This is a genomic window from Pseudonocardia sp. ICBG1142 (assembly GCF_020496255.1).
In the GTDB taxonomy this organism is placed as follows: domain Bacteria; phylum Actinomycetota; class Actinomycetes; order Mycobacteriales; family Pseudonocardiaceae; genus Pseudonocardia.
Map to the genome: position 1 here is coordinate 491,251 of NZ_JAHLJC010000031.1, position 12,744 is coordinate 503,994.

The 12,744-nt window shown below is 76.2% G+C and carries 8 protein-coding genes and 1 pseudogene; 4 read left to right on the forward strand and 5 right to left on the reverse strand.

Translation table 11 applies throughout. The annotated features are described in order from the left end of the window. Positions 1-123 precede the first annotated feature (123 nt). The 4 genes from KPL59_RS26530 (at position 124) to KPL59_RS26545 (ending at position 6,587) form a co-directional block, all read left to right on the forward strand. Entirely contained in the window at positions 124-1,350 is a 1,227-nt protein-coding gene (locus KPL59_RS26530; RefSeq protein ID WP_226362382.1) for a DNA repair exonuclease, read from the forward strand. After that, the gene (locus KPL59_RS36585) at positions 1,347-4,934 is read left to right on the forward strand and encodes an AAA family ATPase (protein WP_308187957.1); all 3,588 of its coding nucleotides are present in this window, start codon (positions 1,347-1,349) and stop codon (positions 4,932-4,934) included. Before KPL59_RS26530 ends, KPL59_RS36585 begins: the two co-directional genes overlap by 4 nt. 57 nt (positions 4,935-4,991) lie before the next feature. Then, positions 4,992-5,894 (forward strand): aldose 1-epimerase family protein, encoded by a 903-nt coding sequence (locus KPL59_RS26540; RefSeq protein WP_226362383.1) that lies wholly within the window; start codon positions 4,992-4,994, stop codon positions 5,892-5,894. Positions 5,895-5,987: 93 nt separating this feature from the next. After that, the gene (locus KPL59_RS26545; RefSeq protein WP_226362384.1) at positions 5,988-6,587 is read left to right on the forward strand and encodes a malonic semialdehyde reductase; all 600 of its coding nucleotides are present in this window, start codon (positions 5,988-5,990) and stop codon (positions 6,585-6,587) included. A 30-nt stretch (positions 6,588-6,617) separates the two neighbouring features. On the opposite strand, the gene KPL59_RS26550 is transcribed toward KPL59_RS26545, so the two are convergent. From KPL59_RS26550 to KPL59_RS26570, 5 genes and pseudogenes are all read right to left on the reverse strand, one after another. Beyond that, a complete protein-coding gene (locus KPL59_RS26550) occupies positions 6,618-7,715 on the reverse strand; it encodes a serine hydrolase domain-containing protein (protein WP_226362385.1) in 1,098 nt (365 codons plus the stop codon). 11 nt (positions 7,716-7,726) lie between these two features. Further along, positions 7,727-9,334, reverse strand: a complete 1,608-nt coding sequence (locus KPL59_RS26555; RefSeq protein WP_226362386.1) for an ABC transporter ATP-binding protein — start codon at positions 9,332-9,334, stop codon at positions 7,727-7,729. Next, entirely contained in the window at positions 9,331-10,206 is an 876-nt protein-coding gene (locus KPL59_RS26560) for an ABC transporter permease (protein WP_226362387.1), read from the reverse strand. The genes KPL59_RS26555 and KPL59_RS26560 overlap by 4 nt, the downstream gene beginning before the upstream one ends. Beyond that, positions 10,203-11,161 (reverse strand): annotated as a pseudogene (locus tag KPL59_RS26565) (ABC transporter permease). Before KPL59_RS26565 ends, KPL59_RS26560 begins: the two are co-directional and overlap by 4 nt. Before the next feature lie 5 nt (positions 11,162-11,166). Continuing rightward, positions 11,167-12,720: an ABC transporter substrate-binding protein gene (locus KPL59_RS26570; protein WP_226362388.1), complete on the reverse strand. Its 1,554-nt coding sequence runs from the start codon at positions 12,718-12,720 to the stop codon at positions 11,167-11,169. Positions 12,721-12,744 lie beyond the last annotated feature (24 nt).

Here is a 12,744-nt window from a genome sequence, read left to right on the forward strand (position 1 = left end):
GCCCCACCTGACCTGCGGCGCCGTCATCGGTGACCCGGCGGGCGGTGTCGCGGCGGGGATCGGCGCGGGCCCCGTCCTAGACTCGGCGGTTCCCCCGTACCCGACCGTTCCGGGAGTTCCTCCGTGCGCTTCGTGCACGCCGCCGACCTGCACCTCGACAGTCCGCTGCGCGGCCTGTCGCGGCTCGGGGACTCCGAGCTCGCCGCGACGCTGCGCGCGGCGACCCGGCGGGCCTGCGAGAACCTCGTCGACGCGGTCGTCGACTCCCGGGCCGAGGCGCTGGTGCTGGCCGGCGACGTCTACGACGGCGACTGGAAGGACTACGCGACCGGCGCGTTCTTCGTCCGGCAGCTGTCGCGGCTGCACGACGAGGGCATCCCGGTGTTCCTCATCAGCGGCAACCACGACGCCGAGTCCGAGATCACCCGGTCGCTGCGGCTCCCGCCGACCACCCGCCGGCTCTCGGTGGACGCCCCCGAGACCGTCGTCGACGACGACCTCGGCCTGGCCGTGCACGGCCAGGGCTTCGCCCGCCGCGCGGTCCTGGAGAACCTCGTGCCCGCCTACCCCGACCGGATCCCCGGCCTGGTCAACGTCGGCATGCTGCACACCTCGGTGCAGGGCGACGACCGGCACGACACCTACGCCCCCTGCCGCCCCGAGGACCTGTCCGGCTGCGGGTACGAGTACTTCGCCCTCGGCCACGTGCACGAGCAGCGCGCGGTCTGCGAGGGCCCGCACCCGGCCTGGTTCTCCGGGAACCTGCAGGGCCGCCACCCGCAGGAGCGCGGTGCGAAGGGCGCCCTGCTCGTCGACGCGGCCCCCGGCGCAGCGGCGACGGTCACCCCGCTCGTCCTCGACGTCGCCCGCTGGGAGCTCGTCGAGGTCGACATCACCGGCCTGGGCGGCGCCGACGACGTCTACGACGCCGTCGAGGTCGCGCTGCGCGAGCGCTGCGTGGTGGCCGCGACGCGGACCGTCGTCGCCCAGGTCACGCTGTACGGCGCGGGCCCGGCCGCCGCGGACCTCACCTCCGCGGACGGGGTCCGCACCGAGCTGGAGCTGCTCGCCGAGCGCTGCGGAGCGGTCCTGGAGAAGGTCCGCAACCGCACCCGGCCGCCCGCCGGGGCGCTCGCCGTCGACCCGGAGCTGACGGCGGCGGTGTCCGCGGCCGCGGCCGGCCTGGCCGCCGAGCCGGACCGCATCCGCGAACTCGCCGCCCCGCTGGAACGGGAGGTCGGCCGCCGGCTGCGCGAGGCGGGCCTGCTGGACCTGCGCGACGACGAGCGACTCGCCGCGCTCGCCCGCCAGGCCGAGCAGCAGCTGCTGGCCCGGATGGCCGGGTCGTGAGCCCGACCGCACGGCTGCGCACCCTGGTCCTGGAGCGCTACGGCGCCTACGAGGGCCGCGAGCTGACCCTCGGCGAGGGGCTGACCATCGTGTCCGGCCCCAACGAGGCGGGCAAGACCACCCTGCTCGACGCCCTGTCCGACCTGCTGTGGGGGATGCCCCGCCCGGTGCGTCACGCCTACGCCGTCGGCCCGTCGCGGCTGGCCGTCTCGGCCCGGGTCACCGACGCGGACGGGGAGACCGTGCTGCGCCGCACCACCCGCGGCCTGCACGACGACACCGGCGCCGTCGCCGACCCGCCCTGGGGCGAGTCCGGTGCCGACGCCCGGCGCCGCTGGCGGGAGGGCTTCGGGCTCGGCCACGAGGACCTGCGCGAGGGCGGCCGGGCCCTGTGCGCGGGTGAGGGGGACCTCGCCGAGCTGGTGTTCACCGCGCGCAGCGGCCGCGATGCCCGAGCCCTGATCGCCGCGCTGGACACCGAGGCCGACGCCCTGTTCAAGGAGCACCGGGGCAACCGGTCGGTCGAGGTGCGGGCGGCGTTCGCCCGGTTCACCGCGACCGAGAAGGCCGTGGAGGAGCGGGTCTCGCGGGCCGGTGAGGTCACGGCGCTCGCCGAGGAGATCGCCCGGCTGGAGCGCCGCGCCGCGGAGCTGACCCGCACCCGTCGCGGGGCGGCGGTGGCGGCGGAGAAGGCCCGGCAGGCCGTCCGCGGTCAGGAGCCGGCCCGGGAGCTGGCCGCGCTGCGGGCCGAGCGCGCCGCGCTGTGTGCGACCGGCGCCGCCCTGGACGCGGCCTCCCTGGAGGAGTACACCCGCGCCACCGCCGCGCTGGCCGACGCCGAGACCGCCCGCGACGAGCACCGCGCCACCGCCGACGCGCTGCGGGCCCGGCGCGCCGAGCTCGACCTCGACGAGGACCTGCTCGCCGACGCCACCCGGGTCCGCGAGCTGGAGTCCGCCGCCCAGGCCCGGCGCGCCGACGCCGAGCGGGCGGCCCGGCTGCGCGCCGAGGCCGCCGAGGCCCACCGTCGCGCCGAGACCGCGCTGGCCGGACTGGTCGCCGAGGACGGGCGCAGCTCCGCCGACCGGCTCGCCGCCGTCCACCTGCCGGCCGACCGTGCCCGTGATCTCGACGAGCACGCCCGACGCCTCACCGAGGCGATCGCCGAGCAGGCCAGGGCGGAGCGGCTGCACGCCGACGCGCTCGCCGAGGTCCGCGAGGTGGCCGACGTCCCGGGCGGTCTCGACGCCGACCGGGTCGGCCGGGTCGCCGAGGTCCGGCGCGCGATCGAGGCCGAGGGCTCGGCCGCCGCGCTGTGCCGGGCCGCCGTCGCCGAGCGCGACGCCGCCCGTGGCCGCCGTGCCGAGGCGCTCGTCGCGGCCGGGTACCGCGGCACCCCCGACGGCCCCACAGGGCACGGCCCCGCGGTGGACGGCCCCGCGGTGGACGGCACAGGGGTGGTCGGTCCCGGCGTGCTGGCCCCGCCGCGCCGTGAGGTCCGGGAGCTGCGGGCCGCCCTGCGCGCCGCGGAGTCCGACCAGCGGGGGGCCGAGCGGGCCGCCGCGGACGCCGCGGACCGCGTGCACCGGGCCCGGGCCGCCCGCGACGGGGTGGCCGCCGACGGCCGCCCGGTCGGCGCGGACGCGCTCGCCGCCGCCCGGGCCGCCCGCGACGCCGCGCTGGAACAGCTGCTCGCCGCCGGGCCGGACGGCGCCGCCGCGGCCGCGGGCAGGCTCTCGGCCGCCCTCGCCGGGGCCGACCGGGTCGCCGACGACATGATCGCCTCCGCGGACCGGGTCGCCGAGCTGGCGCACCGCGACGCCGAGCTCGACACCGCCGCCGCCGAGGCCGCCCGCACCGCGGCCGCCGCCACCGCGGCCGCGGAGCGCACCGCCGCCGCGGCCGCGGCCTGGGCGACGCTGTGGCGGGCGCACGGCGTCGCCGTCCCGGACCCGGACGACGCCGACGCCGTCGTCGCCGCGCTGACCGAGGCCGCCCGCGCCGAGGACGACGCCGCCCGCGCCGACGAGCGTCTCGCCCGGCTGCGCGACCAGGCCGAGGTGCAGGAGCGGGCGCTGGCTTCCGCGCTCGCCGCGGCCGGGCGCCCGCGCGACGGCGCCCCGCTGGACGTGCTGCTCGTCGCCGCCGCGGACCTCGCCACCGAGGCCGAGCACGCCCGCGACCGGCGGGTGCTGCTGGCCCGGCTGCGCAGCGAGGCCGAACGCGCCGGGGGAGCGGCCGACGCCGCCCGGCACGAGCGCGAGCTGGCCGCCCAGCGCTGGCGGTTCGCGCTGCGCGGCGCCGGACTGCCCACCGACCTGGAGCCCGCGGGCTGGGACACCCGCCGCGACACCGTCGCCGACGCCCGGACCGCGGGGGCACTCGCCCGCCAGGACGACGAGGAGGCCCGCCGCCTGGAGCGCGCCGTCGCCGCACACGGGCGGGCGGTCGTCGCGCTGGTGGAGCGGCACCTGGAGCCCGCGCCGACCGGTACCGCCGCCGTGGACCGGCTCGGTGAGCTCGCCGACCGGGTCCGTGAGGTCACCAAGGCCGCGGTCTCGGCGGGCCACCTCGACGACGGCATCGCCGCCGCCGAGGACGACGCCACCCGCGCCGCCCGCAGCGCGGCCGCGGCCACCGCGGTGCTGGACCGGCTCGCCGTCGAGCTGGCGCTGACCGAGGCCCCGGAGCCGGGTGGGTTGGAGGCCGCGGCGCAGCGCGGCGCGCACGTCGCCGTGCTCGACACCCGCATCGCCGAGCAGGAGCGGCTGCTGGCCGCCGCGGCGCCCGACCTCGACGCGGACGAGCTGGTCGCCGCCGCCCCGGACACCGAGCCCGGTGCGCTGACCGAGGCGCTCGACCGGGCGCAGGCCCACGAGCGCGAACTCGGGGCCGAGCAGGACGAGGTCCGTGAGCAGCTGGGCGGGCTGCGGGCCCGGCGCCGTGAGCTGGAGGAGGCCGAGGGCGCCGCCGAGCTGCACGCCCGCGCCCAGTCCGAGCTGGCGGGCGTCGCCGACGCCGCGGAGCGCTACCTGGTGCTGCACCTGCAGCGCGAGATCCTGCGCCGTGAGCTGGAGGCCTACGAACGCAGCCACGCCTCCCCGCTGCTGGTCCGCGCCGGGGTGGTGCTCGAACGCCTCACCGGCGGCCGGTTCGTCGCGCTGCGGCCCCCGGCCGAGGCGGGCGGCACCGGACGCAGCCTGGTCGCGGTGCGGGCCGACGGCGAGGAGCTCGCGCCGACCCGGCTCTCGGAGGGCACCGCGGACCAGGTGCACCTCGCGCTGCGCCTGGCCGGGATCGAGCAGCTGCAGGCCGATCGGGTCGCCGCCGGGCTGCCGACGGTGCCGGTCGTGTTCGACGACGTCCTGATGACCTTCGACGACGAGCGCGGCGCCGCCGCCGTCGCCGTGCTGGGGGAGCTGGCCGCCACCGCGCAGGTGCTGCTGTTCACCCACCACGAGCACGTCGTCGGCCTCGCCCGGGACGCGGGCGTCGCGTTCACCGTGGCCGAGCTGGGGCCGCCCGCCCCGGTCGAGGTCGTCGGCGACCCCGACGCCGCCCGCGCCACCCCGCTGGCCGGCTGAGCGGAGCGATCACGGAGACTCACCGACGTGGACGCGTGCGGTGAACGGTTCGTGATCGTGAGCGGCGACTCCCGGGCCGAGGTCGACGAGGTCGGGGCGGCGCTGGCCGGGTTCTCCCAGGGGGGCCGGGTCCGGATCGAGCCGCACCCGCCCACGGCACGCCCGCCGAAGGGCTCCGGGGCGGTGCTCGCGCCCTGGCCGAACCGGGTCCGCGGCGGTGTCTGGACCCACCGCGGGACCCGCCACCGGCTGGCGCTGACCGAGCCCGACGCCGGTAACGCCATCCACGGCCTGCTGCGGCACGTGCCGTGGACACCGGTGGAGCGGGCGGGGGACCGGATCACGCTCACCGCCGTCGCGCCGGTGCAGCCCGGCTGGCCGCAGCCGGTGCGGCTCACGGTGACCTACGCCGTCGGCCGCGACGGGCTCACCGTCACCACCGAGGTGGAGAACCTCGGGGACGCGCCCGTCCCGTTCGGCCTGGGGTTCCACCCGTACCTGCGGGTCGGTGACGTCCCGACCGACGAGCTGGAGCTCACCCTGTCCGCGCGGACCGAGCTGCCGCTGCGCGAGCAGCTGCCCGACGGCCCGCCGGCGCCGCTGCCCGCCCCGATCTCCCGCACCAAGCTCGCCGGCCTCGTCCTGGACGGCGCGTTCGGCGGCTGCACGCCCGGCGACGGCCCGGACGGCGGAGCCGACGGCCGGGTCCGGCACCGCGTCGGGGCCCGCGACGGCGGGGGCACCGAGTTGTGGGCCGACGCGGCGTTCGGCTGGGTGCAGGTCTTCACCCCGTCGGACTTCCCGCGCCAGGGCCCGGACGGGGTCGTCACGCCGTCGCGGGCGATCGCGGTCGAGCCGATGACCTGCCCGCCGGACGCGCTGAACTCGGGCACCGACCTGATCGAGCTGGTCCCTGGCGAGACGCAGGTGCTGCGCTGGGGCGTCCACGCCACCGGGTGACCGCAGCACGTGACTCGTGTCACGGCGCAACGGGGAATGCGGGCGAAGTCGTTGAACGCTCTACGTTTCGTGACTGCTGAGACCGCTTCCCCGGTGCTCCTGCCCCGTCTCGACGAGGCCGGCCGCGCCGCGCTGTTCACCGAGGCCCGCACCGCCAACACCTTCACCGACGAGCCCGTCAACGACGAGACGCTCCGTGCGGTGTGGGACCTGGCGCAGTGGCCGCCGACCGCGGCCAACACTCAGCCGCTGCGCGTGACGTTCGTCCGCAGCGACGAGGGCAAGGCCCGTCTGGTGCCGCTGCTCGCCGAGGGCAACCGGGCCAAGTCCCAGGCCGCCCCGGTCGTGGCGATCCTGGCCGCAGACCTGGACTTCCACGAGCACTCGGACACCACGTTCCCGGTGAAGCCCGGCTTCCGCGAGGGGCTGGAGTCCCAGGGGCGCGAGGGTCGCGAGCCGATGGCCCGGTTCAACGCGTCGCTGCAGATCGGCTACCTCCTGCTCGCGGCCCGCGCCCACGGTCTCGCGACCGGCCCGATGGCCGGCTTCGACGCCGACGCCGTCACCGAGGAGTTCTTCCCCGGCGGCCGGCACCGCGCGCTGCTCGTGGTCAACCTGGGCCACCCCGGCCCGGACGCCTGGCACCCGCGGCTGCCGCGGCTCGCGGCCGAGCAGGTCCTCGACTTCGCCTGAGGAAGCACGCCGGGCGGCCGCGGCACGCCCTCACCCGCAGGTGTGCAACGCCGCCAGCAGGCTCGGCGCCCGGTCGTCGACGTCCTCGGCGCGCATCTCGTTGGTGAGGAACGAGAAGCCGATCCCCCGGCCGGGCCAGGCACCGTGCCGTCCGCCGCCCGCGCCGCTGTGTCCGAACGCGACCGGTTCCGGTCCGTAGGTGCCGATCGGGTCGGCGAGCTCGAAGCCCAGCCCGAACCGCAACGGCCGGTCGTTGATCGCGTCGGTGCCCTCCGACCAGGTCGTCGTGGCCCGGGCCAGTGCCGCGGCCGGTACCGGCGAGGTGCCCGGGGCGCACAGCGCCGCGTAGAAGCGCGCCATCGAGGGCGCGCTCGCCAGGCCGGCCCCGGACAGTGCGCCGCTGTGGTGGTAGGCCGGGCTGTTCGGCAGGTCCGGCTCGGCGACGAGCATCCGGTACATCCGGTCGACGAGACGACGTCGCTCCGGGTCGGTGAGGAACGTCGAGATCCGGTACTCGGGATCGCGCACGATCCGCGCCGGCCCGGGCGGGTCGCCGCCCAGGAACACCCGGGCGCCGGGTACCTGCGCGACGGTGTCGCGCACGACCGCACGGGGGTCGCGCCCGGTGACCCGGGTCAGCAGCTCGGCAGCCATCGCCCCGTAGGTCGTCGGGTGGTAGGCGACCCGGGTGCCGGGTTCCCAGATCGGCTCCTGCCGGGCCAGCGCCGCGGCGCAGACCCGGTCGTCGAGCCGGTCGGCCGGTGCCGGCTCGGGGTCGGTGTAGGGCAGCCCGACGGTGTGCGAGAGCACCTGGCCGACGGTGACGTCCCCTTTGCCGCCCGCGGCGAACTCCGGCCAGTACCGGGCCACCGGGGCGTCCGGGTCCAGCCGGTCGGCGACCGCGGCGCAGGCGGACGCGGTCAGCCCCTTGGTGCCGGAGAACAGCACCGCGACCGTGTCCGCCGCCCACGGCCGTCCGGTGGCGGGGTCGGCGAGGCCGCCGTACAGCTCGACCAGCGGTTCGCCGTCGCGGACCACCGAGAACGCGACGCCCCCGTGTGTCCCGGTGAGCACCGCGGCGAACGCGTCCGCGACCGCCGCGTACCCGGGTGCGACCGTGCCCCGCATCCGCGCCCCGCTCATCGGACCGCCGCCATCGACGGCGTGTGCGCCAGCAGCTCGCGGGTGTAGTCGTGCGACGGGTTCGCCAGGATCTCCTCGACGGTGCCCTGCTCGACGATCCGCCCGCCCTGCAGCACCGCGATCCGGTCCGCGACCTCGCGGGCCAGCGCGATGTTGTGGGTCACGAACACCATCGCGGTGCCGAGCTCGCGGCGGACCGTCGCCAGCAGGTCGAGGATCGCGGCCTGCACCGACACGTCCAGCGCCGAGGTCACCTCGTCGCACACCAGCACGTCGGGTGCGGTGACCAGGGCACGGGCGATCGCCGCACGCTGGCGCTCGCCGCCGGACAGCGACCCCGGGTAGCGCCCGGCGAAGCTCTCGTCCAGCCGGACCTGGCGCAGCATGTCGAGCACCCGCGCCCGGCGGGTCCCGGCGTCGGAGTCGGTCAGGTGACGCAGCGGCACGTCCAGCGACCCGGCCAGTGTGCGGCGCGGGTTGAGCGAGGCGAACGGGCTCTGGAACACGTACTGGACGCTGCGCAGCTGGGCGTAGGATCGCGGGGTCGTCAGCTCCTCGCCCTTCAGGGTCAGCGTGCCGGAGTCCAGGGTGAGCAGGCCGGACAGCCCGCGGGCCAGCGTCGTCTTCCCGGAGCCGGACTCGCCGAGCAGCATCAGGCACTCGCCGGGCCAGAGCTCCAGGTCGACCCCGTCGAGGACGGTCGTCGCGCCGTAGCGCTTCCCGGCGCCGGACACGCGCAGTACCGGCTCGCCCGCGCCGGCCCCGGACGGCACCGGCTCCCGCTCGACCCGCCGGTCCAGGTCGGGCACGGCGGCGATCAGGCCCCGGGTGTAGGGGTGCTCGGGTGCGGTGAGGACCCGGGCCACCGGCCCGGTCTCGACGACCTCGCCGGACTGCATGACCGCCACCCGGTCGGCCAGCCCGGCGACGACGGCCAGGTCGTGGGTGATGTAGAGCGCCGCGGTCCGCGAGCGGGTCACCAGCTCACGCACGGTGTCCAGCACGAGATCCTGGGTGGTGACGTCGAGGCCCGTGGTCGGCTCGTCGAGCACGACGACGTCGGGCCGGTTCGCGAAGGCCGCGGCGATCCCGACCCGCTGCTGCTGGCCGCCGGAGAGCTGGTGCGGGTACCGGGCCAGGAACGTGTCGTCGGCCGGGAGGCCGACCTCGATGAGGACCTCGCGGACCCGTGCGGTGACGTCGCCGTCCCAGGAGTGCGCCTCCAGCACCTCCGCGACCTGGGTGTCGATCCGCAGCAGCGGGTTCAGCGACAGCGCCGGGTCCTGCGGGACGTAGCTGACCAGCCGGCCACGGACCCCGCGCAGCGTGACCGGGTCGAGGGTGAGCAGGTCGTCGTGGGTCTCGGTGTGCCCGTGGAACGCCATCGTCCCGCCGGTGTGCACGAGGCCGGTCCGGAAGTGACCGAGCGCGGCCAGCGCCGCTGTAGTCTTCCCGGAGCCGGACTCGCCGACCAGCGCGAGGATCTCACCCGGGGCGACGGCGTAGTCGACGCCGTGCAGCACCTCCCGCCCGCCCGTGGTGGACACGCGCAGGTCGATGCAGCCGATGGTGGGCGACTCGGTGGGTGAATCGGTGGCGGTCATGCGCCCTCCCCGGTGGTGTCCGCCGACTCCTTGGCCAGGGCGTCGGTGATCATGTTGGTGCCGACGGTGAGGACCGCGATGGCCAGCACCGGCAGCAGCACGCCCCACGGGGCGACGATCAGCGCGATCCGGTTCTCGTTGATCTGCAGTCCCCAGTCGGCGGCCGGGGGCTGCACACCGAGGCCGAGGAACGACAGTGAGGCGATGTAGCCGATCGAGTAGGTCAGCCGCAGGCCCAGCTCCACCATCAGCGGGCCGGTGATGTTCGGCAGGATCTCGGTACCGAGGATGCGCCGGCGCGGGACGCCGTACATCCGGGCGGCCAGCACGTAGTCCTGACCGGCGACCGAGAGCGTGGCCTGCCGGGCGACCCGGGCCACCCGGGGGATGTGCGAGATCCCGATGACCAGCACCAGCAGCCAGCCGGACGAGCCGAGCACGGCGACCGCGAGCAGCGCCAGCACCAGCTGCGGGAACGACAGCAGCACGTCGCCGCCGCGCATGATCAGAGTGTCGAGCCGGCCGCCGGAGTACCCGGCGAGCATCCCGGCGGCGGCCCCGCCGACCAGCCCCACCGCGGTCGCGGCGAGGGCGTAGAGCAGGACCGGCCCACCGCCGGCCAGGAAGCGGGTGAGCACGTCGCGGCCGAGGTCGTCGGTACCGGCGACGCCGTCGTGGCCGAACGGGCGCCCGGCGAAGTCGTCGACGCCGAACCCGGTCAGCAACGGCCCGAGCACGGGACCGAGCACCGCGACGGCCACCACCAGCAGGGTCAGCCCGGCCCCGATCCGGGCCTGCCGGCGCCGGAACGTGCGCCGGATCAGCCCGGCCGGGGCGGGGTCCGCGGCGACAGGGGGGTTCACGACGCTCATCGGGCACCTCCGGAGTTGCGGATCCGCGGGTCGGCGAGGATCCCGGCCACGTCGGCGGCCAGGTTGACCACGACGTAGAACGCGGCGATCAGCATCGAGATCGCCTGGACCACCTGGACGTCGCGGTTGTTGACCGCGTCGATCAGGGCCTGCCCGATGCCCGGGTAGCGGAACAGGAACTCGACCACGACGACCCCGCCGGCCAGCCAGGCGAGCTGCAACGCCAGCACCTGCGCGACCGGCCCGACGGTGTGCGGGACGGCGTGGCGCAGCAGCACCGTGCGTTCGGGCAGACCCTTCAGCCGCGCCATCTCGACGAACCCGGTGTCGAAGGTCTCCGACAGCGTGGCCCTGGTCATCCGGACGACGTAGGGGATCACGACCAGCGCCAGGGTCAGCACCGGCAGCACGAGCTGCTCGGGCCGGGTCCACACCGGCTCACCGGGCCGGGCGATCGTGACCGACGGCAGGACCTGCAGGACCGAGGTCGCGAACAGCACGACCGCAGGACGCCGATGACGAACTCGGGCAGGGCGGCGAGCACCAGGCTGGTACCCGACAGCACCGAGTCGGTGCGCGTGCCGCGGCGGACCGCAGCCCACGCGCCCAGCGCCAGCGCGACCGGGGTCGCGACGACCGCGGTGAGGACCAGCAGCACCGCGGACGCGGCGATCCGGCCGCCGAGCAGCTCGGTCACCGGGCCCTGGGTGGCTGCGGAGTAGCCGAGGTCGCCGGTGAGCACCCCGCCCAGCCAGGCGAGGTAGCGCTCCCAGACCGGTTGGTCGAGGCCGAGCTGCGCGGTCAGGGCCGCGACGCGCTCGGGGGTGGCCTGCTGCCCGAGGATGGCGCGGGCCGGGTCACCGGGCAGCAGCAGGGTCGCCGCGAAGACCAGCAGCGACACCACGAACAGCACCAGGACGCTGACCAGCAGCCGCCTGAGGATCATCTTCGTCAGGAGGTTCACGCGCCCACCCACGCCTTCCGGAACTCGTAGCCGGACAGCGAGAGCCCGGTCCGGCTGGGCGTGAGCCCGCCGACGTAGGCCTGGTGGGCGTCCACCCGGTTCGGGAAGCCCCAGATGAGATAGCCACCGCGGTCGTACTCGATGCGCTGGGCGGCACGAACCAGCTCGCCGCGCCGGGTCGCGTCCACCTCGGCCCGGGCCCGGCGGACGATCCGGATGTACTCGGCGTCGTTCCAGTGCGTCTCGTTGAACGGCGAGTCCGGCAGCGACGACGACCCAGCCTGCGGCAGGTAGTTGCGGGTGTTCCAGAAGCTCTGCGCGAACTCCCACTGCAGGTACTGGTCGGAGAAGAAGGTGGAGGTGTCCACCCGGCGCAACCCGATGTCGATCCCGGCCGCGCGGGCCTGGGTGACCAGGACCTGCGCGGACTCGACCGATCCGGCCTGGATCGGCGAGGTCACCAGCTCCAGCGACAGGTTCGGCTTCCCGGCGGCGGCGAGCAGGTCGCGCGCCCGCTCCAGGTCCTGCTCCCGGCGGGGGGCCAGGAAGTCGGGATCGAAGCGGCCGTAGAGGTCGCCCGCCGGTACGCCCTGCCCGGACAGCACCTGACCGACCATCTCGCCGCGGCCGGTGGCCAGCCGCAGCGCCTGCCGGACCCGGACGTCGTCGAACGGCTCGACGTCGACCCGCATGGTGAACGGGAGCCAGCTCCCGGTCTCGGCGGTGAGCAGCGTGATCGAGTCGTAGGCGCCGACCACCTCGGTGAGCGAGAGCGGCACCTGGTCGATCGCGTCGACCTGCCCGGACAGCAGCGCGTTGATCCGGGCGTCCTCCTCGCTGAAGTTGATCAGCTCGAGCCGGTCGACCCATGGCTGGTCCGGACGCCAGTACCCGTCGTGGCGGACGAAGACGCTCTGCTGACCGGGGGAGAAGGACCCGAACCGGAACGCACCGGTGCCGACCGGACGGTCGAGCGAGAAGTCCGCGGGCACGATCCCGCAGCTGTACTCGGCCAGGTACTGGTCGAACACCGGTCCGGGCTCGCTGAGCACGAACCGCACCCGGTCGTCACCGACGACGACCTCCCGCAGCGTCTCCAGCTGGGCCGCGCCGGACTTCGGGTCGTCCGGGTCGGTGATCCGCCGGAACGTCGCGACGACGTCGTCGGGGGTCACCGGGCGCCCGTCGTGGAAGGTGATGCCGGGCCGGATCTTCGCGGTCCAGCTGCGGGCCCCGGGGTCGGGCAGGACGGACTCGGCCACGGCGGGCTGGAGCGTGTAGTCGTCGTCCCAGCGCACCAGGGGCTCGTAGAGGCTGATGACGCGGGCGATGTCCGGGTTGGTGGAGGGGCTGTGCGGGTCGAGGGAGTCCGACGAGCCTCCGCCGGTCACCCCCACCCGCAGGACGCCGCCGCGCCGGGGGGCTCCGGCCTCACGGGCCGTCGCCGACCCGCCGCAGCCGGCCAGGAAGGCCGCCGCGGCCAGGCCTGCCGCTCCGCCCAGCAGGCGGCGCCGGGTGAACCCGCCGCGCGCCACTGTGGGGCTGGTCATGAACGTGTCTCCTCGCAGAGGGCC

Excerpts from the sequence above, each read along its gene's own strand:
- KPL59_RS26570 (WP_226362388.1), bottom strand. The coding sequence starts at position 12,720 with ATGACCAGCCCCACAGTGGCGCGCGGCGGGTTCACCCGGCGCCGCCTG.
- KPL59_RS26560 (WP_226362387.1), bottom strand. The coding sequence starts at position 10,206 with ATGAGCGTCGTGAACCCCCCTGTCGCCGCGGACCCCGCCCCGGCCGGG.
- KPL59_RS26555 (WP_226362386.1), bottom strand. The coding sequence starts at position 9,334 with ATGACCGCCACCGATTCACCCACCGAGTCGCCCACCATCGGCTGCATC.
- KPL59_RS26550 (WP_226362385.1), bottom strand. The coding sequence starts at position 7,715 with ATGCGGGGCACGGTCGCACCCGGGTACGCGGCGGTCGCGGACGCGTTC.